Origin of the sequence: Cyanobium sp. Aljojuca 7A6, from assembly GCF_024346455.1 — a bacterium.
Classification (GTDB): domain Bacteria; phylum Cyanobacteriota; class Cyanobacteriia; order PCC-6307; family Cyanobiaceae; genus Cyanobium.
Window position 1 is genome coordinate 130,617 of the sequence record NZ_JAGQCY010000004.1, and the last position, 25,492, is coordinate 156,108.

Sequence of the window (25,492 nt, forward strand, 5' to 3'; positions counted from 1 at the left end):
CGGCGATTAAGCCCAAGCTAGGTCTGGTCGTCAACGGCCGTTCCACCACCCGGTCGGGAGAACCGAACGCCCCTCCCCTTCGGCTCCCCCCTGACCCATGTGCGGCCGCTACTCCCTGGCCACCCGCCTCGATCAGCTGCTGCCCCGGCTGAAGGGACCGATGCCGCCCGGGTTGGTCGACCATTACGCCCCCCGGCCCCAGGTGCGGCCCGGTGAACCGGTGCTGCTGCAGCGCCAGGAGCACGGCCGCCTGGAGGTGGCCCTCGCCCTCTGGGGACTGGTGCCGGACTGGTGCCCCGACCCGATGGCCCGCCGCCGACCCATCAACGCCCGCAGCGAGACGGTGGGGGAGAAACCCTTCTTCCGGGGTGCCTGGCGCCACCGCCGCGCCCTGATCCCCGCCGATGGCTTCTACGAATGGCAGACGAAGACGGTGGAGGGCCGGCCCTTCAAGCAACCCTGGCTGTTCCGCCGCCGGGATCGGCGCCCCTTCTGGCTCGGTGGCCTCTGGGAGCGCTGGTTGGGAGGCGATGGCGGTGAACTCGAGACCTGCGCGGTCCTCACCACGGCCCCCAACGATCTGCTGGCCCGGGTGCACGACCGCATGCCGGTGGTGATCCCCGACGGGCTGGAGGAGGCCTGGCTGGCGGCCGTCGATGGACCGGAGCTGCGCGCCCTGGAGCCCCTGATGGCCCCTTGGGATCCGGCGGCGTGGGAGGCGGTCAAGCTGGAGCGGATGCCGGGGGCGGGTGTCCAGCTGGATCTCCTGGATCAGGCCCCGGACGCCCCCGCCGGCGGCTAGAGAGGACAGACCCTGATGCCGGTCCCATGAGCCTCGACCAGCTGGATGCCTTCCTGGCCCACGCCCGGGCCGATGCCGCCCTCGATCGCCGCCTCCACGACCCCGCCGATCCCCCTGATCTGGCGGCCTTTCTGGCCCTGGCCCGCGGTGCCGGTTTCGCCGTCGAGGAGGCCGACGTGATCGCCGCCCAGCAACGGGCCGAAGCCAGCCTCAGCGACGAGGAGCTGCAGGCCCGCGCCGGCGCCGAGGCACGGCGTCTGCGCCACTTCATTCCTGGTTGATCCCCATGGCAGAGCGCGTTGCCGGCTATCCCCGCCCCCCGGTGCTGGTGCCCTGCCTCCAACACGTGCGGGTGGAGGCCCTGGGGCGGGTGCTGTGTGACACCCACCGCAGCCTGCGGGTGCTCGAAACCTTCCACCCCCCCGTCTTCTATCTCTGCCCGGACGATGTGGACCTGAGCCTGCTGGAGCCCGTTCCCGGCGCGAGCTTCTGCGAATGGAAAGGCCTGGCCAGCTATTTCGATCTCGTAGCCACGAACGGGACGGGCGAGGCGCAACGCCTGCGCCGGGCCCTCTGGGCCTACCCCTCACCCACGCCGGCCTTCGCCCCCCTGGCCGGCTGGCTGGCCTGCTACCCGGCACTGATGGACGGCTGCTGGCTGGATGGTGAACGGGTGATCCCCCAGCCAGGTGGCTTCTACGGCGGTTGGATCACCAGCGCCGTCGAGGGGCCGTTCAAGGGGGACCCCCTGCACCCGGAACTGCGCTGAGCCCGGCCCCGTCAAGGCGCCCCTGCCAGAGGAGGTCCGGCCCCAGCCAGCGGATGTCCAGCCCCTGCAGGGCCCAGGCCCCATCCAGGCGTTCCAGTCCCAGATCCCCCAGAGCTGTCCGGGCCGGATGGCCGCCAAGGAGCTTGGGCGCGATCACCGCAGCCAGTTGCTGCACGCAACCCTGGCGCACGGCCGCCGCTGCCAGTTCAGGGCCGCATTCCCACAGCACCCGGTTGCAGCCCCGCTGGGCCAGGGCGAGCGCCAGGGCCCCCGGCTCGCAGACCTCCAGGGCCAGCCGCTCTAAGCCCAGCCGATCAAAGCGGTCGCGGCGCTCCTGCGGCGCCTCCGGGCCGTGGACCAGCAGTGTCGACGCCGTTTCCGTGTCCCAGAGGTGGGCGGCTTGGGGCAGATCCAGGCCGCGGCTCAGCACCACCCGCAATGGCTCGGGCTGACGCTGCCCCCGGCTGGTGAGCAGGGGGTCGTCGGTCCGCACCGTGCCGCCCCCGACGATCACCGCATCGCAGCGGGCGCGCAGACGATGCACCCAGCCCCTGGCCTGTGGACCGCTGATCCACTGGCTGACGCCATTGGGCAGGGCCGTGCGGCCATCCAGGCTCATGGCCCACTTGAGGATCCCCAGGGGCCGGCCGGTGGCGACCCGGTGCAAGAAGGCCCTATTGAGACTTCGTGCCTCGGCTTCCATTACCCCTTCGATCACCTCCAGGCCCGCCGCCCGCAGCTGGGCCACGCCGCCACCGGCCACCAGCGGATGGGGATCGGCCATGGCCAGCACCACCCTTGCGATGCCTGCAGCAAGGACCGCCTCGCTGCAGGGGGGGGTTCGGCCGTGGTGACAGCAGGGCTCCAGGGTCACGACCAGGGTGCCGCCCCGGGCTCGTTCGCCGGCCTGGGCCAGGGCCCCCACCTCCGCATGGGGCTCTCCGGCGCGGGCATGGAACCCCTCCCCCACCAGCTGGCCGTCGGCGCCGAGCACAACAGCACCCACCAGTGGGTTTGGGCTGGTGCGGCCCTCCGCGAGGGCAGCCAGTTGCAGGGCCCTGGCCATCCAGGGTTGCCAAGGCGAGGCGTTGCTCACGCGGCCGGGGCGTCCGGGAGGCGGCGCCACTCCGCCACCACGTAGGGCGGCACCGCCAGCTCGCTGAACACCCCTGGCAGCCGCAACCGCAGGGGACGGTTCCGTTCCAGATCGGCCAGCAGCGGCGTCAGATCGAACTCGGCCGCCGCGGAACGGGTGTCGCCGGCCAGGGCGGGGTTGCTGAGGGTCACATCTTCAAGGGCCCACAGCAGGCGGCCGCTGCGCACCTCCAGGGCGGTGGGGTGGTCGAGGCGCACCTTGCCGGGGTAGCCGACGATCCGCAGCCGCAGCGGCCCACGGGGCGGCCCCTCCCGGTAAGCCACCACCTGCCAGCTCTGGTCGTCGAGGTCGCGCAGGCTCTCCAGGCTGCGCACCACCGGCGTGCCGTTGTTATCCGGGTGGGCGTGCAGCAGCGCCAGGGCCGGCGCCGGGGCCACGGTCAGCACCAGCAGGGAGCCCAGAAACAGAGCCAGAAACCCTGCCGCCAGAGACTTCAATCGGCCGGATGCGCTCATGGCTGGCGGTCGGCGCCGGGGATCAGTTGCCAGCCGGTGTGGGTGGCCCAGAGGGCCCAGATCGCCATGGCCCGCAGGTAGTGGCAGGCGCGGAAGGTGCCGGCGGCGGTGATCGCCTCCGGGGTGCGGAACTGCAGCCCCCCCTCGTACACCTGGCGCACGACGGCGCCGGTGATGGCGAAGGCGGTGCCGCTCTGCCCCATCAGCCGGTAGTAGGCGGCCAGGCCGAAGTTGATGCCGGTCCAGACCTCCAGCGGATGGGTGCCCTCGGGATCGAGGGGGGTGCCGTCGCGGCGAAGACCATTGGCCACCCCCAGGCGGCCCCCCTCGAAGGACTCGAAACAGGCCTGCCGGATCGCGTTCAGGGCCGAGAGGGCCCGCTCGTCGGCCACCACCGGCGGGAGCCCCAGCAGCCGGGCATAGAAGTCGCCGCAGAGCTGGTCGGCCATCACCACCGGGGTGCCGCTGCCGACATCGATCTTGTAGTACTCGCCGTTCCAGAGCAGGGCATCGAAGTGGCGGCGGGACTGCTCCAGCCAGCCACCGAAGCGCCGTTGCTCCTCGGCGGTGTCCAGCCCCAGCTCCAGCTGCAGTTGCTGGCCGATGGCCAGGGCCGCCTCCAGGGCGGCGATCCAGAGGGCACCGCAGTAGGCGCTCACTCCCTGCAGGGGCCAGTCGTCGAAGGTCTGGTCCGGGGCACCGCCGTTGTCGGGCAGGCCATCGTCGTTCACGTCGAACTGCTTGAGATAGTCGAGGGCGGTCACCGCCGCCGGCCAGCAGTCCGCCAGGAAGCGGATGTCCGGGCCACCGGGGGCCAGCCTGTAGGTGCGCCAGACCTGCAGCACGAAATCGCTGGCCAGATCCTTCCAGAGGTTGCAGTCCTGGTAGGCGGTGTAGTTGGTGGCGTCGAAGGGGCGCTCGTTGGGGGCGCCGAGGTCGTGGGGGGTAGCCCCCGCCAGCTTGCGGGCCGCCTCCACCCGGCCCCGGCCCTGGGTGAAGTACCAGCCGATCGGCCGCAGCGTCGGATCGGCGGCGGGGATGGCGCGGGCGAAGCTGCGCAGCACCGCCTTGTCGAGCTCCGGCCAGAGCTGCAGCAGGGCAAAGGAGCCGTACAGCCGCACATCAAGGCTCTCGTACCAGGCGTAGTCGAGGCACTCCAGCACCCCGAAGCGACCCACCGGATCGGCCGGGCTGGCGGCCGTCCAGAGGCTGCCGCCGCTGGCCAGGTCGTAGAGCTCGTTGAGCAGCGCCATGCGCAACGGCTCCGCCAGATCATGGCGTTGCACCACCGGCGCCTGCCAGGCCTCGATCGCGGCCTGCCAGTCGCGCCACTCGGTCAGGGCTTCGCCGGCGATGGCGGCAGCGTTGTCGCCTTCGGTGCCGAAGAAATCGGTGTAGCGACGCAGGGCCCGGGTGCCGGTGGCAAAGGCCGTCACTGGCAGGTCCCAGCTGATCACCACCGGGATCTCGAGCGAGGCCCCCGGCTCCAGCCGGAAGCGCACCGCCAGGGCGCCGCTGAGGGGATCATCGCCGGTGCTGCGGCGGTCGTTGTCACCGTCGGGGATGGAGCCGTCACGGCTGAATGGTTCCCAGAGTTCCGACCCGTCGCCGCTGGGATCCCAGCGGCTGCAGCGCAACACCTCCACCCCCGGGTGGTTCAGCGCCGCCTCGTCGGGCACCGCCAGGCACCACTGGCCCTCCCCTTCGGCCAGGGGTTGCGACCGCTCGCCCTCCAGCAGGAGCCCCTTGAGGCCGTCCGCGTCAACCCAGCGGTTGCGCTGCCCCTTGCCGCGGCCGATCGCCGGCACGTAGTTGTGCTCCGGGCTGCCGTCGTCGCGGAAGTGGACCTCCGCCGCCGGGTCGGTGTTGGTGAACCAGCCGACGGTGTTGCGCCAGCTCAGCAGCAGCGACAGCTCCAGCGGCTGGTTGGTGGGGTTGCTCAGGGTCCAGGCGAAGACAGCGACGGGGTAACTGGTGCGGCGGTAGTCGCCCGGCAGGATCGGGCTGAAGGTCTCGCAGCGGACGTCGGCGGCGAAGACCGCGGCGTAATGGTGGGAGCTGACCGGGTAGCGCACCGCCACGGTGCCGCTCGGTTGCGCCGCTGTGGCGGCGGGATACCAGCTCCAGGCGGAGAGGGGCTGGCCGCTATCCGGGCGGGAATCGTCGCGTTGGGGCGCCGTGGCCAGGGCGTGGGCCTGGGTCCCGCGGCCATCGTGCTCAAAGAGGGCGAACTGGCAATCGGGCAGCACGCCGAACCAGTGCTCGCCCCCGTCGAGGTGCCAGAGGTTGAAGGCGCCGTCGAGGCCCCGCCCCAGGCAACCCGCGCCGAAGCCCCCCAGGGGCATGCCGTGGTTGGGGCCGTCGTCGAGGTTGCTGGCGTACCGCACCGTGTAGGGCTTGTCCCAGCCCTGGCCGAAGGGCCGCGACCAGCTGGCCTCGGGTGGCTGCCAGGGGGTCCTGCCGCGCCGCAGGTTCTGAAGAGCGGAGAGGCCGAAGGGCGCCATGGGGCCAGGCGAGGTGGGGCCAGCTTGTCAGAGCTGGGCCCTGGGCGAAGGTCCAGGCAGACCGCCATTACCCTGCCTGCAATCGTCGGGACGGCGTGAAACCTCTGGTCGGGCTTTTTGGCGCGGGCATCGTGCCGCCGCAGCGGTCGAGGGCCTACCGCCCGGAGATCGATGGCCTGCGGGCGGTGGCCGTCATCGCGGTGCTGATCAACCACCTCGATCCCCGCTGGCTGCCGGGCGGGTTTCTCGGGGTGGACATTTTCTTCGTGATCTCGGGTTACGTGGTGACGTCCTCCCTGCTGGCGCGGCGGGATGGCAGCCGCTGGCAGTTTCTGCGCCGCTTCTATGGACGCCGCATTCGGCGCCTGATGCCGGCGTTGGTGGTGAACATCGCCGTCGTTTCGGCCCTGTTTTCGATGGTCGTCTCGCCACTGGATGATTTCTTTGCGCCGGTCATGCGGACCGGCATGGCCGCCCTCTTCGGCGTGTCCAATCTCTACCTGCTGCGGCAGGGCTCGAATTACTTCGCCACCGACAACTATTTCAATGCCTTCATGCACACCTGGTCGCTGGGGGTGGAGGAGCAGTTTTATCTCGTCTGGCCGGCGGTGCTGCTGCTCTGTGGCCTCGGGGTGGCCGGCGCCGGCGGCGGCGCCCTGCGGCGTCTCAAGATCGGCAGTCTGCTGCTGCTGGGCCTCTCCCTGGCGCTGTTCCTGGGGCTGAGCCTCCGGGGGAATCCCGAGCGGGCTTTTTTCCTCACGACCGCCCGGTTCTGGGAATTGACGGCGGGCTGCGGGGCCTACCTGCTGCACCGGGGCAGCGGCAGCGCCCAGGATCTGGGCCAGAGGCTGTCCCTGCCGCGTTGGCGGCAACCCCTGAGCCTGCTGGCCGCCTTGGCGTTGCTGGTGGTGCTGATGCTGCCGGAGGCCTGGCGGATGGCCACCACCCTGGGCATCACGGCGCTGACGGCGGCGCTGCTGCTGCTGCTGCGGCCCTCCACGGGCCTCGGCCGCTGGCTCTGCCATCCGGTCAGCCTGGCCATCGGCATGGTGTCGTACTCGCTGTATCTCTGGCACTGGCCCGTGATCGTGCTGGCCCGCTGGACGGTGGGCTTCAACGCCCTGACCCTGCTGCCGGTCCTGGTGCTGATCACCCTGTGCACGGCGCTGTCCTACCGGCTTGAGTGTCTGTTCCGCTATGGCAACCTCGCCATTCCCGGTCTGGGGCGTCCCGGACTGGCCTACCCGGCGATCACGGTGCTGGCCGCCGTGTTCAGCGCCGGCCTCCAGGGCCCCCTCCTGGGCAAGCTGTTCCTCGGCAAGCGGAGCCACACCGTCGGCACCACGGCCAACATGAAACGCATCGGCGGCACGACTGTTGACACGGTCCATTGCTTCCAAGAGCCGACCGATCCCATCGCCAGGCTGGATGGTCCGGATCCCTGCACAGCGACAGCACAACAGGACCTCCCCACCCTGTTCTTCCTGGGGGACAGCCATACCCATGTGCTGATCCCCCTGGGGGAGAAGCTGCTGGCCAGCGGCCGCTTCAATGTGGCTTTCATGGCCCGGGGCGGCTGCCCGGTGCCCTTCTTCTCCCGCTGGGGGGAGGCCGCTCCGGTGCCGCCCCGCTATCGGCGTTGCCGGCCCTATGCCGACAACGAGGTGCGCCGGGTGCTGGCCCGTCTGCGGCCGGCCGACCGTGTCGTGTTGGTGTCCAACCTGGCTGGCTATCTCAGCCGACCGAAGGGCCCAGAACGCCTTAGCGCCGAAGCCTCCTATGCGGCCGCTGTTCGCCAGCTCGATGGCCGGGTGCGCCGCCGCGGGGCGGAACTGGTGCTGTTCGGTCCCTTGCCCACCTTTCCCCAGAAGAAGATCGGCGGTCCGCTCACCCTCTGCCAGCCGGAATGGTTTCGCCCTGCCTGGTCCCTGGGTCCCCAGTGCCAGCCGGTGCTGCGGCCCCGGCGCCAGGAACTCGCCGCGATCGCGTCGGTGCAGCGCCTGCAGGAGCGGATCAGCGCGGACCTGCCCGGCACGCGCCTGTTCAGCCCCTTCGACAGCCTCTGCCCGCCAGAGCAGCAGGTCTGCGCCAGCGTCCGGTCCGGCACGCTCCTCTACAGCGACGAGACCCACCTCACCAATGCCGGGGCCTTGCTCCTCTATCCCCGCTTGATGGCGTTCCTCGCCGATCAGCCGGAGGGGGAGCCGCCCCCCAGCTGATCGCTGCCCAGCTCCTGCTCGATCAGGGCATCGAGGGTGACGGCGCTGCGCACCAGGGCCTGGTAACGCTGCACCACGCGCCGGTTGCGCTCGATCCAGCTGCCCGGGTCACCGCCGCCCCCCAGGGGGCTGGCGATGGCACCGGGCCGATCATCCTCGAGCAGTTCGAGATCGCTCTGGTGGGCCAGCAGGGCCAGCACCAGGGTGTGGATCCGCTGGCGTCGATCGCTCATGGGCAGGGGGGTGTGGCCGGCACTGGTGGGGAGCATCATGGCCAGCAGTGGCGCAGGGGCACGGCTGGAGGGTTCGCTGCTGGAGGTGCTGGGCACCGATGCCGCCGGGATGGCGGGCCTCTCCCGCCACTGGCAGGACGAGATCCTGCGGGCCGATCTGGTGGCGGCCCCCCGGCGGCTGCTGGCGGATCTCGAGGCCTGGCGTGGCAACGCCACAGCACCGGAGCTGCTGGCCAGTGACCGGCCCGCCGAACTGCTGCCGCGGCTGCAGCAGTCCCTCGCCGCTGGTGAGCGGGTGGTGCTGCTGGCCAGCGGCGATCCCCTCTGGTTCGGTATCGGTCGGCTGCTGCTGCAACACCTCCCCGCCGAGCGCCTGCGCTTCCACCCGGCCCCCACCTCCCTGCAGCTGGCCTTCGCCCGCCTGGGCCGCCCCTGGCAGGACGCCTCCTGGATCAGCCTGCACGGCCGCGATCCCGAGCCCCTGGCGGCGCGGCTGCAGCAGCGGCCCGCCGCCCTGGCGGTGCTGACCGATCCCGGCCGGGGGGGAGTGGCCGAGGTGCGCGCACTCCTACGGGCTTCGGGGCTGGAGGCCGCCTATGGGGTCTGGCTGGCGGAGCGCCTCGGCCATCCGGCGGAGCGTCTGCAACGGCTGGCGCCCGCCGACCCTCTGCCGCCGGATCTCGATCCCCTGCACCTGGTGCTGCTGATCGCTGTCCAGCCTGCGGTACTTCAGCCGGAGGCTCTGCCCCTGTTCGGTCTGGCCGATGGCCTCTGGCTGCAGCACCCCGACCAGCCGGGACTGATGACGAAGCGGGAGGTGCGCATCCAGCTGCTGGCCGATCTGGAGCTGCCCGAGACGGGTGTGCTGTGGGACATCGGTGCCGGGGTGGGATCGGTGGGGCTGGAGGCACTGCGGCTGCGCCCCAGGCTGGCCCTGTGGGCCGTGGAGCGCAGGGCCGGGGCCGCCGCCCTGATCGGTGCCAATGCGAACCGGCTGGGGGTGCGGCCCGCGGGCGTGCTGGAGGGGGAAGCGCCAGCGGCCCTGGCGGACCTGCCCGATCCCGATCGGGTACTGATCGGTGGCGGTGGTGCTGGACGCAGCGCGCTGCTGGAGACGGTGCTGGGGCGGCTGCGGCCCGGCGGGGTGGTGGTGCTGCCCCTGGCCACGGTGGAGGGCCTGGCCCTGTGGCGCCCCCAGCTGGAGCAGGCTGGCCTGGGGGTGACCGTCACCCAGATCCAGGCCTGGCGTGGCGCTCCCCTGGCGGATGGTACCCGCCTGGCCCCCCTCAATCCGGTGCTGGTGCTGAAGGGGACGCGCCCGTCAGCGGGGTGATCCGCACCGGAGTGCCCACCGTGAGGCCGAGCACGGCGGCCTGGCCAGCCGCCAGTTCCAGCACCCCGTCCACCGGCGTGTAGGGGCCGTAGCTGCGGCAGGGCAGGGTCATGCAGGGGGGCACGGCAGGCTCGAGGTACACAACGCGACCGTCGCGGACGAACAGCATGTCGAGGGGTTCCGGCGTGCGGTGCATCCAGAAGCGGGCCACCGTGGGGGGGGCGAAGGGGAACCACATGCCGCGCAGGTGGGGCAGGGGCGGTCGCAGTTGCATCCCCATGGCCTGCTGGCGCTCGCCCCGGGGCACCTCCAGTTGGATGCAGCGCGCCGGCGCCGGGCCCTCCAGGCACCACTGGGCGGTGATCGGCAGGTACTGGGGTGGGCCCTGGGTCAGACCCGGTCCGCAGCCGGCCAGCACGACAACGCCGGCGAAGGCCCAGCGCCGGAGCATGGAGGTGTTCATGGCCCGGGCCCCGTCGGGGGGCGGCCGTCGCTGAGGCGGTAGCCCTGGCCACGCACGGTGTGGATTAGCCGAGAGCCGCCATCCTGCTCCAGTTTCTGGCGCAGGTAGCGCACATACACCTCGATAACATTGCTGGCGCCGCCCCCCTGGTCGGCCCAGATCTCCTCGAGAATGCGCTCCCGGCTGACCACCGATCCACGGTGTCGCAGCAGCAACAGCAACAGCTGATACTCCCGGGTCGTCAGACTGAGCTGGCGCTGCCCGCGCCATCCCTGACAGGCCACTGGGTCGATGCGCAGATCCGCCAGCTTCAGATGGGCGGAGACCGGTGTGGGGGCCTGACGCTGGGCCAGACCCAGGTGCAGCCGCAACCGGGTCAGCAGATCGCTCGTGCCGAGACTGGGCAGCCAGAAATCATCGGCACCCCATTCCAGGCAGTGGCTGCGGCTTTCGACGCTGTCGCTGGTGATGCCGAGCAGCAGGGGGCGGGCCCCCAGCCTGCGGCGCAGCTCAGGAATCCGCCCTTCGCTGCCGGGCGACAGGATCACCGCTGCGGGACGTTCATCGCCAGGCTCCTGCTCCAGGGTCCGGTAACCAGAGACCTCCAGCCGAGGGGCGAGGTCGGCGGCCTCCGGACCCACCAGCAGCACCACCACTGGCGCAGGGGTGGCCGTGGCAGCTGTCGTCACAGCGGGGCGTCGGCGTGGTTGTTGGAGGGCTTGGCCACGTGCGGCAGGCCCCAGCCCAGCTTGTTGCGCAGCACCTGGAAAAATTCATGGTCGGCCAGCCGCACGAAGCGCACCGGGTGCTCGCTGCGCCGCACCAGCACCCGATCCTCGGGCCAGACATAACAGCCGGCGCTGCCGTCGACCACCATCATCAGGCGCTCGGGGGTGGCGGGGAACACCGTGACCGGCTCCTGGTCGCTGAACACCAGGGCCCGGGAAGCGAGGGAGTGGGCGGCGATCGGCGTCAGCTGCAGCACCGGGCAGTCGGGGGTGATCACCGGGCCGCCGGCGCTGAGGGCATAGGCGGTGGAGCCGGTGGGGGAGGAGAGGATCACCCCGTCGGCGGCGATGTCGACGGGGGCGTGGCGGCCGATGGCGATCTCGAAGTGGCACATGCTGGTGAGCGGCTCCCGGTGCAGGGCCATCTCGTTGAGACACAGCACCTCCCAGCGCCGCTGCTCGCCGCGCATCACACTCACCACGAGCATGGAGCGTTCCTCGACGGTCCACTCCCCGGCCACCACCTGGGCCAGGGCCTTGTCGAGGTCCTTCAGGTAGGCCTCAGCCAGGAAACCTAGATGGCCGGTGTTGATCGTCAGGATCGGCACCCCGATCGGGGCGGTCTGGCGGGCGGCGGACAGCACCGTGCCATCCCCCCCCAGCACCACCGCCAGGGCCATCTCCGCATCGAAGCTGGCGGGGACGCAGGCGGCATAGCCCCTGGAGCGCAGGTGCTGGTCGGGATTGGCGAAACCCACCACGCCGCCGGAGCTGCTCACCCGTGCCACCTCGAGCCCCGCCGCAGTCAGCCGGCTCTCGATCAGATCGGCGGTGTTGATCGCCAGATCCTTGCCGTCGTTGACGATCAGTCCGACCCGGGGCACCGATCGCGGGCATGGGAGCCCATCAAGCTTATGGGGGGAGATCAGAACTGCTCCAGGAAGCGCAGATCGCTGCTGAACAGCCTGCGGATGTCATCAATGCCGTGGCGCACCATGCAGAACCGCTCCACCCCCAGGCCGGCGGCAAAGCCGCTCCAGCGCTCCGGATCGAGGCCCAGGCCCTCGAGCACCGCCGAATCAACCATGCCGCAGCCCATCACCTCCAGCCAGCGGCCCCGCCACTGCACGTCCACCTCAGCGGAGGGTTCGGTGAAGGGGAAGTAGCTGGCCCGGAAACGCACCGGCAGATCGCCGAAGAACTGTTGCAGGAAGGTGGTGACGGTGCCGCGCAGATGGCTGAAATCCAGCCCCTCATCGAGGGCGAGCACCTCCACCTGGTGGAACACCGGCGAGTGGGTGGCATCCACCGCGTCGCGGCGGTACACCCGGCCGGGGGCGATCACCCGCACCGGTGGCGGGTTGGCCTCCAGGTGGCGGATCTGCACGGGGGAGGTGTGGGTACGCAGCAGCCGGTCGCCCCCCAGGTAGAAGGTGTCCTGCATGTCCCGGGCCGGATGGTGCTCCGGGATGTTGAGGGCGGTGAAGTTGTAGTGGTCGGTCTCGATCTCCGGCCCCTCCGAGACCCGGTAGCCGAGGCCGGCGAAGATGTCGACGATCTCCTCGATCGTGCTCTGCAGCGGATGGCGGTGGCCCGGAGGCACGTAGCTGCAGGCCGCCGTCACGTCGATCCGCTCCCGCTCCAGCCGCTCCGCCATGGCGGCGCCGCGCACGGCCTCGAGCCTGGCGCCCAGCAGCTGCTGCACCTGGTCCTTGAGGCGGTTGGCCCGCTGGCCCACCAGGGGGCGCTCGTCGCCGGGGAGGCGGCCCATGGCCCCAAGCACGCCCGAGAGCCGACCCTTCTTGCCCAGCAGCCCCACCCGCAGCTCCTCGAGGGCGGCGGCATCACTGGCGTTGGCGATGGCGGCGGCGGCCTCCGCCTCCAGGTGCTCCAGCTGGTCGGTGAGCTGCTGCAGGCTGACGGTGGCGCTCACGGGACGGATCGGGGAAGGAAGCGACTGTAGGCAGCAGCGTCTAACTTGCCGGCAGTCCCCGCGGTCGAGGCCGATGGCACCGCTCCGGATCCTGATCAGCAACGACGACGGGGTCTTCGCCGATGGCATCCAGGCCCTGGCCGCCGAGGCCGTGGGCCGCGGCCATGCGGTCACGGTGGTCTGCCCAGACCGGGAGCGCTCTGCCACCGGCCATGGGCTGACGCTGCAGACCCCCCTGCGGGCGGAACGGGCCGATGAACTCTTCGCCGCGGGAGTCACCGCCTGGGCCTGCAGCGGTACCCCTTCCGACTGCGTCAAGCTGGCCCTGTTCAGGCTGTTGCAGCAGACGCCCGACCTGGTGCTCTCTGGCATCAACCACGGCCCCAACCTCGGTACCGACGTGCTCTATTCGGGCACGGTTTCAGCCGCCATGGAGGGGACGATTGAGGGCCTCCCCGCCCTGGCGGTGAGCAGTGCTGATTTCCACTGGCGCCGCTTCGAGGCGGCGGCGGCCCTGGCCCTCGATGTGGCGGAGCGGATGCATGCCGGCGGCTGGCCCGAGGGGTTGCTGCTCAATCTCAATGTCCCGCCCCGGCCCGCCGAGGCCCTCGCCCCCCTGCGCTGGTGCCGCACAGCCGTGCGTCGCTACATCGATCAGTTCGAGAAGCGCACCGACCCCCGCGGTCGCACCTACTACTGGCTGGCCGGCGAAGTGGTCGACGATCTGGAGGGCACCGGTGTCGGCCCGGCGGCGTGGCCCACCGATGTGGCCTGGGTGCAGCAGGGGGGGCCTTCCCTGACCCCCCTGCAGCCCGAACTCTTCTGGCGTGGTTCCGTCGCGTCGCTGCCGGCCGTGGAGGCCCTGGGGCTGAGTGATCAGCTCTTGCGATAGATCCGCTGCAGCAGCCACAAGCTGATGATCAGGCCGATCAGGTGGGCAAACAGCACCTGGGTGTTGCTGAGCACCGAGAGCATTTCGATCGAGGTGATCGGAAAGCTGCTGATCGGACCCCGGGCGCCGGGCACCGCCATCGGACCGAACAGCCCCGGCGCCTGCAGGGAGGCTTGCAGGAACAGGCTTCCGGCCAGGGACTGGTACCCCACCGAGGCCAGGGTCAGGCCGATCAGGTCAGCCATCAGACCCCGCTTCACCAGGCCGGAGGTTTCCCCCCGGCTGGGGCGGACCGGACTGGCCAGGGCCCGGCCGCAGCGCACCACCAGCCAGGATTGCCACAGACTCCAGAGCAACACCAGGAACGAAAGGGTGGTGATCGAGAGACCGGGGCCCAGCCCGAGGGACCGGTCGGCATTGGCCACCAGCCGCCCGCCGATGTTGTTGAACAGCAGCACCCCCACCACCACCACGCCAAGGGCCAGCTGGATCCAGAAGCGCACCCAGCCCATGCGGCGGAGCGCATCGGCCATGCGCTGCAGATCCAGCGTGTCGACCATGGGGAGAACGGCGAAGGCCCCAAACTTGGCATGGGAGGATCCAGGCGGCGAGGGCGCAGGCCGTTGATCCCGCTTCATGACCCCTCCCACGCACTGCGGCCCACCGCCATTGCCCTGGGCAGCTTTGATGGGTTGCATCGGGGTCATCGCCGTGTGATCACGGCAGTCACCGAGGCGCAGCCGGCGGCGCAGGAGCCGGTGGTGCCCACGGTGGTCAGTTTCTGGCCCCACCCCCGGGAGGTGCTCCATGGCGAGACGCGGCTGCGGCTGGATCTGCCCGAGGAGAAGCTGGAGCTGCTCGAACCCCTCGGCATCGAGCAGCTGGTGCTGGTGCCCTTCAGCCGGGAGCTGGCGGCGCTCACGCCGGAGCGCTTCGTGCAGGAGGTGCTGGCCGAGCGGCTCCAGGCCCGGCAGATCGCCGTGGGGACCAACTTCCGCTTTGGGGTCGACCGCAGTGGTGACGTGGATGATCTGGCCCGCATCGGCGCCGCCCTCGGCATCGATGTGCGGGTGCTACCGATGCTGTGGGATGGGGCCGAGCGGGTGAGCAGCAGCCGCATCCGGCGCGCCCTGGCGGCCGGCGACATCGAGGAGGCGGGGCGCCTGCTGGAGCGCCCCTACCGCTTCAGCGGCGCGGTGGTAGGGGGGCGGGGTCTGGGCCGCCAGCTGGGCTGGCCCACCGCCAATCTGGCGGTGGACGGGCGCAAGTTCCTGCCCCTGGAAGGGGTGTATGCGGCCCTGGCCTGGCGGGACGGCGAGGACGGGGCGATGGCGGCGGTGATGAACCTCGGCCCCCAGCCCACGGTGGACCCCCTGGCTCCGTCGACGGTGGAGGTGCACCTGCTGGAGCGAAACCTCGAGCTGGCGGGCTCTCGGCTGACCGTGCAACCTTTGAAACTATTGCGGCGGCAGCAGGCGTTTGCCAGTCTCGAGGCCCTCAGTCGCCAGATCCGGCTGGATGCGGATCTGGCTTTACAGGATTGTCAGGCCTGTCGCGATGCGCTAACGGGATGAAGCAAAGCACCAACAAGCTCGGCAATTGCTGATAATGTATTTATAGCTTAAGGGGGATTAGAGGGTGGGTGGCAAAATCACTAAGTTTATAGCTGCCTGCTCTAATTATGTTGATGAATCGATGCTCAGGCTTTCTGATTCGCTTGGACTGAGTGTCCAAAGGCTGAAGATTATTGTCATCAGTCTTCTTCTGTTATGTTTGCTTGCAGTCAGTGCATCGCAAATTACTGGTGCAGTCCATCAAAAGGATGCACTGGCTAATCTCAGGTTTGCTCACAATCTCTCTCGCCATGGAGTTTTGTCACTCAATGACAGTTCTCCCTATCTGCCCTCCAATGCTCGCGAGCCCTTACCCAACATCGTAACAGGTTTGCACCTTCGTTTCGTAGATTTGGTTACACCTGACCTCACCTACCGAGACCTGCTGCAAGGGGAAGGATCCCGCCAGGTGAAGCTCGTTAATCTTCTGTGGGTGGCCCTTGGCCTCGTGGCGACTGCACTGATTGCCAATAGACTATTGAGCAATTTCTTGTTAGTCCCTTTGTCTATCTCCCTGGTAGGTCTCTTTTTCTTTTCTGTGCCGATGTTCGTCGACACTCTTTACACTGAGTTGCAGACAGCAGTGCTCATGCTTTGGGCAAGTTGGTATCTTTTGATGGCTGCTTCCAAGGGAGGAAGGCTAAATTTCATTCTGGCGGGCCTTTTTTTAGGCTTGTTGAGCTTAACAAAAGCAATTTTCTTCTATGTAAGTATTTTGCTATTTGTCCTTCTGTTTTTACGAGTAGTGTGGAAGCCTCTTAAAGGTAAATTTTACCGTTTCCGACTCTTTCCCCTCATGATGGTAGCGGGATTCTCCCTCGCTGTGATGCCTTGGATGCTGCGCAACAAGTTGCAGCTTGGGACTTTTCAGTTGACCCAGAGAGGAGGAAGAGTGATGTACGTACGTGCAATCAAGAATAATATGAATAATTCTGAAATTCCAGGCGCAGTCTACTTTTGGGGCCCCTCGTTCTATCGCCATGCCTCTGCTCTACTCGGCTTTGGAGCTTTTCCAAAGGATTTTCAAGCGGGAGGTCGCTATCAAAGAATTAATCGAGAAGAGTCAGACTTTAAGCAATCCGATCTAGAAGCCGTCCAGGCAGGCCGTCCTCAAAATGCTACCAGCTACATGAGGCAAGGGGGGGCTGAAGTTAACAGAATTACGATTGAGGCTACAGCCAAGGGTATAGATGATCCTTATCGATATGCGGAATCAAAAGTAGGAGATATTGGCAAGCGACTAATTCTTTCAGATCCTTGGCGTCACCTATCGATGACACCCTTGTTCATGTGGAGAGGGATTTGGTCGTGGCCGAACGAAGGGGTGCGAATCTTGAAATCCACTAGTTCCTATGTAATTTTGAAGGATGTACTGGCCTTGGTATCCTATGTCTCCCTTTTGGGCCTTTTCCTGTTGGGTGTGATTCGTCGCAATGCATTTTTTCTTTCAATAACAGTTATGCCCATAGGAATGATCCTCGCCTATGGATTCCTTAGTCACAACATTCCTCGCTACTCTTCGCCAGCCATCCCACTCATGATTATCTCGATGGCGGTACTTGTGGATAGGATTTCACGTCACAAGAGCTCTTTATCCGACGTTAATCATTTCACTATGAAATCATGAATTTAGCAAGGTCCTTATGCTTTTGGCTGATAAATTATTTGACATTGCAAATCTTCTCGCTGAGCCATCCTCTCACTACCCAATTGCTATGAGTAGCCTTTCGTGGACATTCGTGACAGCCCCAGCCAGTGGATGGGCGAGCATCTGCAGGAAGACCCATAGTATGAATGTATTGGTTGATGTCTTCGATTCCTCCTCCTTCTGATTGATCGCTTCATGAAGCTCATCATCCAGATTCCCTGCTACAACGAGGCCGCCACCCTGCCGCTGGCACTGGCGGCCCTGCCGCGGCATGTCGAGGGTTTCGATCAGGTGGAATGGCTGGTCATCGATGATGGCAGCCACGACGACACCGCCGGGGTCGCCCTCGCCCACGGTGTGGATCATGTGGTGCGCCACTTCCACAACAGGGGGCTGGCGCGGGGGTTCATGACCGGCCTTGACGCCTGTCTCTCCCGCAATGCTGATGTCATCATCAACACCGATGCTGACAACCAGTATGATGCCCGCGATATCCCCCTGCTGGTGGCCCCGATTCTCGATCAGCAGGCCGAGATCGTCGTGGGGGCACGTCCGATCAGCCAGATCCAGCACTTCTCTCCGCTCAAGAAGCTGCTCCAGAAGATCGGCAGTGGCGTTGTACGCAGCCTGAGTGGTGCGGACATCCCCGATGCACCGAGCGGATTCCGGGCCATGAGCCGGCGGGCGGCCCAGCAGTTGATGGTGTTCAGCGATTACACCTACACCCTGGAAACGATCATCCAGGCCGGCCAGAAGAACATCGGTATCACGTCAGTTCCGGTGCGGGTGAATGGCTACCAGCGGCCTTCCCGCCTGGTCAAGAGCATCCCCTCCTACATCCAGCGGAGCATCGTCACGATCGTTCGGATCTTCGTGATCTACCGGCCGTTCCGTTTCTTTTCGCTGCTGGGCACCTTTCTCTTCGGCATCGGCGCAGTCATCGGTCTGCGTTATCTCTTCATGGTCTCGATCGGTCGCGGTGGCGGCCACATCCAGTCCCTGATCCTGGCGGCCGTGCTGTTGGTGGCCGGCTTTCAGTCGTTCCTCGTCGCCTTCGTCACCGATGTGATCGCCGCGAATCGCAAACTGCTCGAGGATCTGCGCTTCGAGTTCCGCCGCAGCCGCTCCTGACCATGGAGGAACGTCGCAGCTTCGGCACCATCCTGGATCGCTTTCTCAAGAAGCGTTGGAGCCCGTCCGACATTGAGCGCTATGTGGGTATCTACAGGGAAGCCTGGCTCACCCATGCCACGGATGGCGCCATTCGCGAGCGGGCCGCTTCGGGCGGCACCACCAGCGCCATCCTGATCGAAGGACTGCGCCAGGGGCTGTTCGAAGGCGCCGTCGTCTGTGTGGCGGTGGTGGAGGACGGCAAGGTGCGCCCCCGCTTTCAGATTGCCACCGAGCCTGCCCAGATCCTGGCCGCCCGCGGCAGCAAATACGTGGAATCGCGCTTTCTGCCGTCGGTGCTGCCCCTGCTGCGCGCCTTCCAGGGGCGTGTGGCGGTGGTGGGGCTGCCCTGCGACATCGCTGCCCTGCGCCAGCGTGCCCAGTCGGATCCGGCCCTCGCGGCCAAGCTTGCCGTCACCATCGCCCTGGTCTGCGGACACAACTCCCGTACCCCCCTCATCGATGCCGTCACGAGCCGGCTGGAGAAGCAGGCCGGCCAGCCATTGCGCGCCTATCGCTTCCGGATTGGTCACTGGCGCGGACATCTGGAGGCGGAGTTCGCTGATGGCTCCCTGCTGCGCAGGCCCACCAAAACATTCAACGATTACCAGAACATGTTCTTCTTCTGCGAGCGTAAATGTCTCTCCTGCTATGACCATTACGGCTACGCGGCCGACCTCACCATGGGGGACATCTGGCTGTTCCGGCTAAAGGATGACCCGATCAAACACACCGCTGTGATCACGCGCACCTCCGCGGGCCAGGCCCTGTTTGACGCCGCGACCAATGCTGGCGCCGTGGCGGCCCATACCCTCGACATCCGCGACATCATGGATGGCCAGGCCCGCATCGGCCCGGCCCATTACAACGTCACCGCCCGGGCCCGGGTGGGCCGATGGCTGGGGTTGCACATTCCCGATCGGGTGCAGGCGGCGGTCACCTGGCACGATCAGCTCAATGCCTTCTGGACCCTCGCCAATGTGCGTCTCAGTGAGACCACTTGGGGTCGCCGTCTGATCTTCGCGATGCCGCGCCCGCTCATCCGATCCCTTCTGTATCTCAAGAAGGGGCTGGAGTCGGTCAAATGAGGGGGGGGATCCGATGAGCACCGTTTCGATCATTGCCGCCACCTTCCACGGCAACCGCGGTGCCGAGGCGATGCTCAGCACCACCATCGGGGTGCTGGCCGATCGCTGCGGGCCTCAGACGCGCTTTGAGGTCTTCAGCTATTATCCCGAGGCCGATCGTCAACTGGTCTCGGACGATCGGGTACGTATCTTCTCCAGCACGCCGGCCTATCTCGTGCTGGTTCTGGTGCCGGGGGCCCTGCTGCATCGGCTGCTGGGCGCTCTGCGCCTGCATTGGCTGCAGGGGTTGCTGCCGGCATCGGTGCGGGCCCTGGCCCGGTCCCGGGCCCTGCTCTGCCTTGCGGGGGTCTCCTTCATCGATGGCCGAGCCAAGTTCCTGCCCTTCAACATCGCCACGATCTGGCCGGCGATGATCCTCAACGTGCCCGTCGTCAAGATGTCCCAGGCGATGGGGCCGTTTCGCAGCTGGCCCAACCGGCCCCTGGCCCACTGGTTTCTTGGTCATTGCCACCGCCTCCACACCCGTGGAGCGGCGACCCAGCGCCACGTGGCCGCCCTGCTGGGCTCCCGGGGCACCTATGGGCGCAGCGATGACGTGGCCTTTCTGTTTGAGGTGCGGTACTGCCTCAGTACCCCCGCCCCCGGCCTGGATGGGGGACTGGCGGCCCTGCAGGCGCTTAGAAACCGAGGCCGTCCCATCATCGGCGTCTGCCCCAGTGCCGTGATCGCCCGCCGGGCGGCGGCCGAGGGACACGACTACCCACGCTGGATGGCTGGCCTGATCGCTGAGCTGGTGGGGCTGGGCCATGGGGTGGCCCTGTTCCCCAATGCCACTCGCGGCCGGGACGAACCCAGGCTCCACAACAACGACTTGCCCTTGCTGCGGGGCATCCTGGCCTGTCTCGACCCGGCCGTGGCCGCGTCCGTGGTGGGCTTTGAGGACGGCTGGAACGCCGCCCAGATTCATCGCATCCTCGGGGCCTGTGACGTCCATGCGGTCTCCCGCTTTCACGCCATGGTGGGGGCCCTGGTGGTGGGGGTCCCCGTGCTGGTGATGGGATGGAGCCACAAATACCTGGAGGTGATGGAACGCTTTGGCCAGGCCGACATGGTGTTTGATGGTGCCGATCTCGACGGCCCCCGCACCGTGGCGCTGATCCAGCGGCTGCTCGCGGAACGGGCTGATCGGCACGGCCGCATCGTGGCCGCCCTGCCTGAAGTGAAGGCGCTCGCCTCCCTTCAATTCGATGCGGTGCAGGACCTGCTCGCCCCTTGAAGCGGCCCTCCGGCTCCTTGGGTGTGCTGGTGAAGTGGGCCTGGATCGGCCTGGTCGCCGTCGCTGTGGCCGGTTTCGCCATCACCCGCCGGCAGGTGATCCTTCAGGACCTCGCCCGCTTCTCCTCCCAGGAGCTGGTGGCCGTGGCGGCCCTGCTCCTGGTCGGCAAGCTGGGGATGAACGCCACGATGCTGTTGGCGACGCGCCACTGCGCCATTCCCGTGAGCCTCCGGGATGGCTTTTACATGTACAACCTGGCCCAGCTGGCCAAGTACGTGCCGGGATCGATCTGGCAATTCGTGAGTCGTATCGCCATGCTGCGGGCCCGCCAGGCCCCTGCCACAGCCATCCGCGATTCGATGCTCGCCGAGAACGGTTGGGTGATCGGTTCGGCCCTGCTGATCGGCGCCGCCCTGCTGGGGCTGGCCCAACCGGGGTTCTTTCCACGGCTGGTGGGTTCCGTTGCGCGCGTTCCTGCCCCCCTGCAGGTGCTGTTGGGGGCGGCTGCGCTGCTGGGCCTTGTGGTTGCCCTGCTGTGGTTGCGCCACCGTGGGTCCCGGCTGGGGCCCTGGTTGTTCCGGCTGCGCCCCCCACCGGCGGCCTGGGCGACGTTGGCGCTGGGCTGGTTCGCCCTCGGGGCCTCCTTCTGGCTCTGCCTGCGGCCATTTCTGGCCGGTGGACCGCCCTGGCCGGCGGTGATCGGGGTGTACTGCCTCGCCTGGGTGGCCGGGTACCTGGTGCCCTTCGCCCCGGCGGGGCTGGGGGTGAGGGAGGTGGTGCTGGCCCTGGCCCTGGATCCGTTCGTCGCTGCGGACACTTCCCTGGTGGTCGTGGCCGTGCATCGGGTGCTCTACTTGCTTGACGAGGTCTTGATCGCTCTTCTGGCCCTGGCCCTTGGACCGGAGCCAACCAAGGCCCCTCCGCCCGCCTGAAGAACAACCTCTCCCATACCCTGGAAGGCTCACCCGTGCCGGTCCGGTGACGCCGCAGCCTCCAGTCCCGTCGCCGACCAACGGCAGCGAGCGCGCCGCCATCGAGCGTCTTCTCGATGCCAACCTCGATCGGGCCCGGGAGGGGCTGCGGGTGCTGGAGGACTGGGCCCGCTTCGCCCTGGACCGACCCGACCTGGTGGCCCGCTCCAAGGACCTGCGCCAGCGCCTGGGGCTCCTCCACCAGACCCGCTACAAGCTGGCGCGGCACACCGCCACCGATCCCGCCGCCGGCATGGCCCATCCGGCCCAGGCCGAGCGGCACGACGGCGCCAGCGTGCTCGCTGCCAATGCGGGCCGGGTGCAGGAGGCCCTGCGGGTGCTGGAGGAGTTTGGTCGGCTTGAGGATCCCCAGCTGGTGGCAGAGGCGGCGGCGATCCGCTATGCCCTCTACGACCTCGAGGTGAACCTGCTCCAGGCCGGCCGCGGCGGCGACGAACGCCGGGCCCTGCTGCGCCGCTGCCACCTGTATCTGATCACCAGTCCGGTGCAGGGGCTGGAGGCGGTGGTGACCGCTGCACTGGCGGCGGGGGTACGGCTGGTGCAGTACCGCGCCAAACCTGGGGACGGCCCCACCCCGGCAGGAGCCGCCCTCGATGACCGGAGCCGTTTTGCGCAGGCGAGCGCCCTGCGCCAGCTCTGCCATCGCCATGGGGCCCTGTTTCTGGTCAATGACCGCATCGACCTGGCCCTGGCGGTGGGGGCCGACGGTGTCCATCTCGGCCAGGGCGACCTGCCGCCGGCCGTGGCCCGCCGTCTGCTGGGCCCCGACCGCCTGATCGGCCGCAGCACCCATCGCCTCGAGGACCTGCGCCAGGCGGTGGCGGACGGTTGCGACTACGTCGGAGTGGGGCCCGTCAACGCGACGCCCACCAAGCCGGGCCGCGAGCCGGTGGGGCTGGCTTACGTGAGCCAGGCGGCGGCGGAGTGCCCCCTGCCCCTTTTTGCCATCGGTGGCATCGATCGGACCAACCTGGCTGCCGTGCGCCAGGCCGGGGCGGAGCGTGTGGCCGTCGTGCGGGCGATCACCCAGGCAGGGGATCCCGGGGCCGCCGCTGCCGCCCTGCTGGCGGAGCTGGAGACGCTGGCATGACGGAACCGGCAGCCGCGAAGGAACCGGGGGCCCTGCTGCTGCGGGTCAACGGCGAAACGCGTTCCTGCCCAGCGGGCCTCTGCCTGGATGCTGTGCTGGTGTCCCTTGGCTACCAGCTGCGTCTGGTGGTGGTCGAGTTCAACGGCGAGATCCTGCCCAGGGACCGCTGGGCTACGCAGTCTGTGGGGGAATCCGATGTGCTGGAGGTGGTCACCATCGTTGGGGGAGGTTCCTAGATTCCCGACAACAAAAGGTCATTAGAGATGGGTTCCCGCTTGTTCCGGCGCCTGGCCGGTCTGATGGTTGTCCCTGTGCTGGTGGCAGGCCTGGTGATGGCGGCCCCCCAGCCGGCCCAGGCGGCCAGCGGCGGCCGCATCGGTGGCGGCAGCTTCCGTTCTGCTCCTTCCATGCCCCGCAGTTTCAGCGGTGGCGGTTCTGGAGGGAACTTCGGTGGCGGCGGCTTCCGGGGCGGCGGCATGGGTTTCCCCTTCATCGTGCCGATCTTCGGCTTTGGCGGCGGTGGGCTGTTCGGTTTCCTGATTCTGATGGCTGTGGCGGGCGTGGTGGTCAATGCCCTGCGAGGCGGGGGTGGCGGCGGGCCGGCCCTGGGCGGCTCCGGGTCTGGTCTGGCCTACAACCCCCGCCCCGACGGCCCTGTGGCGATCGCCCAGATCCAGGTGGGGCTGCTGGCGTCCGCCCGCGACCTTCAGGACGATCTGCGCCGCCTGGCCGGCTCTTCCGATACCTCCAGCAGCTCCGGCCTTCAGCGGGTCCTGCAGGAAACCAGCCTCTCCCTGCTGCGCCACCCCGATCTCTGGGTGTATGCGAATGGCGAAGTGGGCCAGGTGCCCTTCGCCAGTGCCGAGTCCACCTTCAACCGGCTCACCATGCAGGAGCGCAGCAAGCTGGAGCGCGAGCTCACCGCCAATGTGGCGGGACGCCGTTTCAGCGAACCGGCCCCCGTGGCCCCCGGGGCCAGTGACGCGGCCAGCGATTTCATTGTGGTCACCCTGTTGGTGGCCAGCCGTCAGCGACTGGCGATCAAAGGGGCCCGCTCCGCCGATGATCTGCGCGATTCGCTCCAGAAACTCGGGGCGCTCGGTGCGGATGACCTGATTGCCCTGGAGGTGATCTGGCAGCCGGAAGGGGTTGGAGAAGTGCTCAGCACCGAACAGGTGATCACCGCCTATCCCGACCTGCAACATCTCTGAGCCACCCTGCTTGTCAGGCCGGATGCAGTACCTCACACTGCGCCTGATAAGCCGCAGGCACCGATGATTCCCCATCGGATCAGCTGGATCAACACACCGGTCCTGATCGAGGCGATCGAGCGCTACGAGCAGGGTCGCCTGCCCCGCTCTCTCACACTCTGGTTGCAGACGATGCTGGAGCTTGAAGGACCCCCCTCAGGGCCCCTTCTCCCAGGCGGCTGAACCCACAACCCCCGCCCCTGTCGCCAACTGCAGGATCCGCAGGGCCGCCATGGCAGCGCCATAGCCGTTGTCGATGTTCACAACGGTGAGCCCGGGGGCGCAGCTGGCCAGCATGCCCATCAGGGCCGCCTGGCCCCCGGCACTCACCCCGTAGCCGACCGCCACCGGCACCCCGATCACCGGTTGGGGCAGGAGCCCGGCCAGCACGGTGGGAAGGGCTCCCTCCATCCCGGCGCACGCGATCAGCACCTTGGCCCGGCGCAGCCCCTCCAGCTCCGCCAGCAGCCGATGCAGCCCAGCTACGCCCACATCCAGCACGAGATCGCTGGCCACCCCATGGCAGGCCAGGGCTATCTGGGCCTCCGAAGCTACGGCCAGATCGCTGCTGCCGCCGCTGAGCACCGCCACCCGCCCGAAGGCCGGATCGGCTGGCGGCGGGGTGGGCCAGGTGAGGCAGCGGGCCAGGGGATGGTGCTTCGGCAGCGGGACGGCCCCATCGCTGCCGAGCTGGTCCGCCAGCTGCCGCTCCACCACCGCGGCTTTCTCCACCGAGACCCGCGTGACCAGGGCCAGTTCACCGGCCTGGCGCAGCCCCAGCATCACGGCGGTGATCTGGTCGGCACTCTTGTGCTCGCCCCACACCGCTTCCACCATGCCCAGCCGTTGGCGGCGGCCCAGGTCGAGCCGGACGTCCTTGCTCACCGCAGCTCCTCGGCAGCCGCGGCCGGGGTCAGGCCCACCCATTCCAGTTCGCCGGCATAGATCAGGGGGAAGGGGTTGGCGGCGGTCGGGGTCGCCTGGGCCAGGACCCGGCGCGCCGCTGCCTCGAACTGGCCCTGCACCACGTCAATGTCGCTTTTGGGAATGGCCAGCCACTGGCGGCGGCTGCGCCAGCGGATCAGCAGCAGGCCCTCCTCCCGTTCGGCGTCCCAGAGCAGATCCCTCCCGAGGAAGCCGTCCTGGCGCCGCAGCCAGGGCCCCCAGCTCTCCTGCTCCGCCTGCAGCCAGGCCCTCTGGGTGCCGGCCGGCACCTTCAATCTGAGCTGTTCCACCACCGCTGCGGGAGCTTCGCTCCCGCCTGAGCCGGCGCGTTGGGGGCTGAGGGCGCCGGCATTTCCAGGAAGGCCGGCCAGCAGAAGAACCACCAGGCAGAAACTGCCCAGCAAGCTAGCCAGATGGCTCAGGAGGGCACGGGTCATGGCTGGTGCAGCAAGGCCACGGCATGGCAGGCGATGCCCTCCCCCCGTCCGGTGGGTCCGAGGCCCTCGTTGGTGGTCGCCTTGACGCCGACCTGCTCGGGAGCCAGGCCCAGGCGGCCTGCGATGGACTCGCGCATGGCGGCGATGTGGGGCTTGAGGCGGGGGCGCTCTGCCACCACCACCGTGTCGACATTGAGCACCTGCCAGCCCCGTTCCGTCACCAGCGCCATCACCTTCTCGAGCAGCACCAGGCTGTCGGCCCCGCGCCAGCGCTCGTCCTCCGGAGGGAAGTGGGTGCCGATGTCCCCCAGGCTGAGAGCCCCCAACAGGGCATCCATCAGGGCGTGCACGAGCACATCGGCGTCGCTGTGGCCCGCCAGCCCCAGGCTGTCCGGATGCTCCAGGCGCACGCCGCCGAGGATCAGGGGACGACCGGGCGCGAGCCGGTGGATGTCGTAGCCGTTGCCGATGCGCAGCTGCATGGGGGGCGATGGGG

Annotated in this window: 27 protein-coding genes; 15 read left to right on the forward strand and 12 right to left on the reverse strand. The window is 68.2% G+C overall.

The window, feature by feature from the left end; genetic code table 11:
• Positions 1-97 precede the first annotated feature (97 nt).
• Genes KBY95_RS05465 through KBY95_RS05475 form a run of 3 tightly spaced genes read left to right on the forward strand, consistent with a single transcriptional unit; the run spans position 98 to position 1,571 of the window.
• A complete protein-coding gene (locus KBY95_RS05465) occupies positions 98-802 on the forward strand; it encodes an SOS response-associated peptidase (protein ID WP_254963926.1) in 705 nt (234 codons plus the stop codon).
• A 26-nt stretch (positions 803-828) separates the two neighbouring features.
• The gene (locus KBY95_RS05470) at positions 829-1,083 is read left to right on the forward strand and encodes a Nif11-like leader peptide family RiPP precursor (RefSeq protein WP_254963927.1); all 255 of its coding nucleotides are present in this window, start codon (positions 829-831) and stop codon (positions 1,081-1,083) included.
• Between the two features lie 5 nt (positions 1,084-1,088).
• Positions 1,089-1,571, forward strand: a complete 483-nt coding sequence (locus KBY95_RS05475; protein ID WP_254963929.1) for a DUF427 domain-containing protein — start codon at positions 1,089-1,091, stop codon at positions 1,569-1,571.
• On the opposite strand, the gene ribD is transcribed toward KBY95_RS05475, so the two are convergent.
• Genes ribD through KBY95_RS05490 form a run of 3 tightly spaced genes read right to left on the reverse strand, consistent with a single transcriptional unit; the run spans position 1,537 to position 5,686 of the window.
• Positions 1,537-2,637: a bifunctional diaminohydroxyphosphoribosylaminopyrimidine deaminase/5-amino-6-(5-phosphoribosylamino)uracil reductase RibD gene (gene ribD, locus KBY95_RS05480; RefSeq protein WP_254964042.1), complete on the reverse strand. Its 1,101-nt coding sequence runs from the start codon at positions 2,635-2,637 to the stop codon at positions 1,537-1,539. The two genes, KBY95_RS05475 and ribD, sit on opposite strands and share 35 nt — an antisense overlap.
• Before the next feature lie 26 nt (positions 2,638-2,663).
• Positions 2,664-3,182 (reverse strand): DUF3122 domain-containing protein, encoded by a 519-nt coding sequence (locus KBY95_RS05485; RefSeq protein ID WP_254963930.1) that lies wholly within the window; start codon positions 3,180-3,182, stop codon positions 2,664-2,666.
• A complete protein-coding gene (locus tag KBY95_RS05490; RefSeq protein ID WP_254963932.1) occupies positions 3,179-5,686 on the reverse strand; it encodes a GH116 family glycosyl hydrolase in 2,508 nt (835 codons plus the stop codon). The genes KBY95_RS05485 and KBY95_RS05490 overlap by 4 nt, the downstream gene beginning before the upstream one ends.
• Positions 5,687-5,781: 95 nt before the next feature.
• Between KBY95_RS05490 and KBY95_RS05495 the strand changes: the two genes are divergently transcribed.
• Positions 5,782-7,905, forward strand: coding sequence for an acyltransferase family protein (locus KBY95_RS05495; RefSeq protein WP_254963934.1), 2,124 nt, complete (start codon positions 5,782-5,784; stop codon positions 7,903-7,905).
• Here the strand turns inward: KBY95_RS05495 and KBY95_RS05500 are convergent.
• A complete protein-coding gene (locus KBY95_RS05500) occupies positions 7,875-8,177 on the reverse strand; it encodes a hypothetical protein (RefSeq protein WP_254963936.1) in 303 nt (100 codons plus the stop codon). The two genes, KBY95_RS05495 and KBY95_RS05500, sit on opposite strands and share 31 nt — an antisense overlap.
• On the opposite strand from KBY95_RS05500, the gene cbiE reads away from it, so the two are divergent.
• Positions 8,176-9,471: a precorrin-6y C5,15-methyltransferase (decarboxylating) subunit CbiE gene (gene cbiE / locus KBY95_RS05505; protein WP_254963938.1), complete on the forward strand. Its 1,296-nt coding sequence runs from the start codon at positions 8,176-8,178 to the stop codon at positions 9,469-9,471. The genes KBY95_RS05500 and cbiE overlap by 2 nt on opposite strands.
• Here cbiE and KBY95_RS05510 read toward each other — a convergent pair.
• The 4 genes from KBY95_RS05510 to KBY95_RS05525 are packed head-to-tail and all read right to left on the reverse strand — an operon-like array spanning position 9,425 to position 12,595.
• Entirely contained in the window at positions 9,425-9,934 is a 510-nt protein-coding gene (locus KBY95_RS05510) for a DUF192 domain-containing protein (RefSeq protein ID WP_254963940.1), read from the reverse strand. The genes cbiE and KBY95_RS05510 overlap by 47 nt on opposite strands.
• Positions 9,931-10,623, reverse strand: a complete 693-nt coding sequence (locus KBY95_RS05515; RefSeq protein WP_254963942.1) for a response regulator transcription factor — start codon at positions 10,621-10,623, stop codon at positions 9,931-9,933. Before KBY95_RS05515 ends, KBY95_RS05510 begins: the two co-directional genes overlap by 4 nt.
• Positions 10,620-11,546, reverse strand: a complete 927-nt coding sequence (locus tag KBY95_RS05520) for an NAD(+) kinase (RefSeq protein WP_254963944.1) — start codon at positions 11,544-11,546, stop codon at positions 10,620-10,622. Before KBY95_RS05520 ends, KBY95_RS05515 begins: the two co-directional genes overlap by 4 nt.
• A 41-nt stretch (positions 11,547-11,587) precedes the next feature.
• Positions 11,588-12,595, reverse strand: coding sequence for a phenylalanine--tRNA ligase subunit alpha (locus KBY95_RS05525; RefSeq protein WP_254963946.1), 1,008 nt, complete (start codon positions 12,593-12,595; stop codon positions 11,588-11,590).
• 73 nt (positions 12,596-12,668) lie between these two features.
• On the opposite strand from KBY95_RS05525, the gene surE reads away from it, so the two are divergent.
• The gene (surE, locus tag KBY95_RS05530; RefSeq protein ID WP_254963948.1) at positions 12,669-13,487 is read left to right on the forward strand and encodes a 5'/3'-nucleotidase SurE; all 819 of its coding nucleotides are present in this window, start codon (positions 12,669-12,671) and stop codon (positions 13,485-13,487) included.
• On the opposite strand, the gene KBY95_RS05535 is transcribed toward surE, so the two are convergent.
• Entirely contained in the window at positions 13,472-14,047 is a 576-nt protein-coding gene (locus KBY95_RS05535; protein WP_254963949.1) for a DUF3611 family protein, read from the reverse strand. The two genes, surE and KBY95_RS05535, sit on opposite strands and share 16 nt — an antisense overlap.
• A gap of 63 nt (positions 14,048-14,110) precedes the next feature.
• On the opposite strand from KBY95_RS05535, the gene KBY95_RS05540 reads away from it, so the two are divergent.
• From KBY95_RS05540 to KBY95_RS05580, 9 genes are all read left to right on the forward strand, one after another.
• Complete coding sequence (locus tag KBY95_RS05540) at positions 14,111-15,061, forward strand: bifunctional riboflavin kinase/FAD synthetase (protein ID WP_254963951.1); 951 nt, start codon at positions 14,111-14,113, stop codon at positions 15,059-15,061.
• 121 nt (positions 15,062-15,182) lie between these two features.
• Positions 15,183-16,727 carry a hypothetical protein gene (locus KBY95_RS05545; RefSeq protein WP_254963952.1) on the forward strand — a complete coding sequence of 515 codons (1,545 nt, stop codon included), beginning with the start codon at positions 15,183-15,185 and terminating at the stop codon, positions 16,725-16,727.
• Between the two features lie 216 nt (positions 16,728-16,943).
• Positions 16,944-17,879 (forward strand): glycosyltransferase family 2 protein, encoded by a 936-nt coding sequence (locus KBY95_RS05550; protein WP_254963954.1) that lies wholly within the window; start codon positions 16,944-16,946, stop codon positions 17,877-17,879.
• A gap of 2 nt (positions 17,880-17,881) precedes the next feature.
• On the forward strand, positions 17,882-19,006 hold the full coding sequence (locus KBY95_RS05555; RefSeq protein ID WP_254963955.1) for a Coenzyme F420 hydrogenase/dehydrogenase, beta subunit C-terminal domain: 1,125 nt from the start codon (positions 17,882-17,884) through the stop codon (positions 19,004-19,006).
• Between the two features lie 13 nt (positions 19,007-19,019).
• Positions 19,020-20,282, forward strand: coding sequence for a polysaccharide pyruvyl transferase family protein (locus tag KBY95_RS05560; RefSeq protein ID WP_254963956.1), 1,263 nt, complete (start codon positions 19,020-19,022; stop codon positions 20,280-20,282).
• Positions 20,279-21,214, forward strand: a complete 936-nt coding sequence (locus tag KBY95_RS05565) for a hypothetical protein (protein ID WP_254963957.1) — start codon at positions 20,279-20,281, stop codon at positions 21,212-21,214. The genes KBY95_RS05560 and KBY95_RS05565 overlap by 4 nt, the downstream gene beginning before the upstream one ends.
• Positions 21,215-21,260: 46 nt before the next feature.
• Entirely contained in the window at positions 21,261-22,364 is a 1,104-nt protein-coding gene (locus KBY95_RS05570) for a thiamine phosphate synthase (RefSeq protein WP_254963958.1), read from the forward strand.
• On the forward strand, positions 22,361-22,600 hold the full coding sequence (thiS, locus tag KBY95_RS05575) for a sulfur carrier protein ThiS (RefSeq protein ID WP_254963959.1): 240 nt from the start codon (positions 22,361-22,363) through the stop codon (positions 22,598-22,600). Before KBY95_RS05570 ends, thiS begins: the two co-directional genes overlap by 4 nt.
• Before the next feature lie 27 nt (positions 22,601-22,627).
• Complete coding sequence (locus KBY95_RS05580; protein WP_254963961.1) at positions 22,628-23,575, forward strand: DUF1517 domain-containing protein; 948 nt, start codon at positions 22,628-22,630, stop codon at positions 23,573-23,575.
• A 195-nt stretch (positions 23,576-23,770) separates the two neighbouring features.
• On the opposite strand, the gene larB is transcribed toward KBY95_RS05580, so the two are convergent.
• Genes larB through ispF form a run of 3 tightly spaced genes read right to left on the reverse strand, consistent with a single transcriptional unit; the run spans position 23,771 to position 25,478 of the window.
• Complete coding sequence (larB, locus tag KBY95_RS05585; RefSeq protein WP_396094876.1) at positions 23,771-24,541, reverse strand: nickel pincer cofactor biosynthesis protein LarB; 771 nt, start codon at positions 24,539-24,541, stop codon at positions 23,771-23,773.
• Complete coding sequence (locus tag KBY95_RS05590; RefSeq protein ID WP_254963963.1) at positions 24,496-24,996, reverse strand: TIGR03792 family protein; 501 nt, start codon at positions 24,994-24,996, stop codon at positions 24,496-24,498. The genes larB and KBY95_RS05590 overlap by 46 nt, the downstream gene beginning before the upstream one ends.
• Positions 24,993-25,478 carry a 2-C-methyl-D-erythritol 2,4-cyclodiphosphate synthase gene (ispF, locus tag KBY95_RS05595; RefSeq protein ID WP_254963964.1) on the reverse strand — a complete coding sequence of 162 codons (486 nt, stop codon included), beginning with the start codon at positions 25,476-25,478 and terminating at the stop codon, positions 24,993-24,995. Before ispF ends, KBY95_RS05590 begins: the two co-directional genes overlap by 4 nt.
• Positions 25,479-25,492 lie beyond the last annotated feature (14 nt).

Coding starts and splice junctions, on each gene's coding strand:
- KBY95_RS05465 (WP_254963926.1), top strand. CDS start 98: ATGTGCGGCCGCTACTCCCTGGCCACCCGCCTCGATCAGCTGCTGCCC.
- KBY95_RS05470 (WP_254963927.1), top strand. CDS start 829: ATGAGCCTCGACCAGCTGGATGCCTTCCTGGCCCACGCCCGGGCCGAT.
- KBY95_RS05475 (WP_254963929.1), top strand. CDS start 1,089: ATGGCAGAGCGCGTTGCCGGCTATCCCCGCCCCCCGGTGCTGGTGCCC.
- ribD (WP_254964042.1), bottom strand. CDS start 2,637: ATGGCCAGGGCCCTGCAACTGGCTGCCCTCGCGGAGGGCCGCACCAGC.
- KBY95_RS05485 (WP_254963930.1), bottom strand. CDS start 3,182: ATGAGCGCATCCGGCCGATTGAAGTCTCTGGCGGCAGGGTTTCTGGCT.
- KBY95_RS05490 (WP_254963932.1), bottom strand. CDS start 5,686: ATGGCGCCCTTCGGCCTCTCCGCTCTTCAGAACCTGCGGCGCGGCAGG.
- cbiE (WP_254963938.1), top strand. CDS start 8,176: ATGGCCAGCAGTGGCGCAGGGGCACGGCTGGAGGGTTCGCTGCTGGAG.
- KBY95_RS05500 (WP_254963936.1), bottom strand. CDS start 8,177: ATGATGCTCCCCACCAGTGCCGGCCACACCCCCCTGCCCATGAGCGAT.
- KBY95_RS05510 (WP_254963940.1), bottom strand. CDS start 9,934: ATGAACACCTCCATGCTCCGGCGCTGGGCCTTCGCCGGCGTTGTCGTG.
- surE (WP_254963948.1), top strand. CDS start 12,669: ATGGCACCGCTCCGGATCCTGATCAGCAACGACGACGGGGTCTTCGCC.
- KBY95_RS05535 (WP_254963949.1), bottom strand. CDS start 14,047: ATGGTCGACACGCTGGATCTGCAGCGCATGGCCGATGCGCTCCGCCGC.
- KBY95_RS05545 (WP_254963952.1), top strand. CDS start 15,183: ATGCTCAGGCTTTCTGATTCGCTTGGACTGAGTGTCCAAAGGCTGAAG.
- KBY95_RS05550 (WP_254963954.1), top strand. CDS start 16,944: ATGAAGCTCATCATCCAGATTCCCTGCTACAACGAGGCCGCCACCCTG.
- KBY95_RS05555 (WP_254963955.1), top strand. CDS start 17,882: ATGGAGGAACGTCGCAGCTTCGGCACCATCCTGGATCGCTTTCTCAAG.
- KBY95_RS05560 (WP_254963956.1), top strand. CDS start 19,020: ATGAGCACCGTTTCGATCATTGCCGCCACCTTCCACGGCAACCGCGGT.
- thiS (WP_254963959.1), top strand. CDS start 22,361: ATGACGGAACCGGCAGCCGCGAAGGAACCGGGGGCCCTGCTGCTGCGG.
- KBY95_RS05580 (WP_254963961.1), top strand. CDS start 22,628: ATGGGTTCCCGCTTGTTCCGGCGCCTGGCCGGTCTGATGGTTGTCCCT.
- larB (WP_396094876.1), bottom strand. CDS start 24,541: ATGGGTGGGCCTGACCCCGGCCGCGGCTGCCGAGGAGCTGCGGTGAGC.
- KBY95_RS05590 (WP_254963963.1), bottom strand. CDS start 24,996: ATGACCCGTGCCCTCCTGAGCCATCTGGCTAGCTTGCTGGGCAGTTTC.
- ispF (WP_254963964.1), bottom strand. CDS start 25,478: ATGCAGCTGCGCATCGGCAACGGCTACGACATCCACCGGCTCGCGCCC.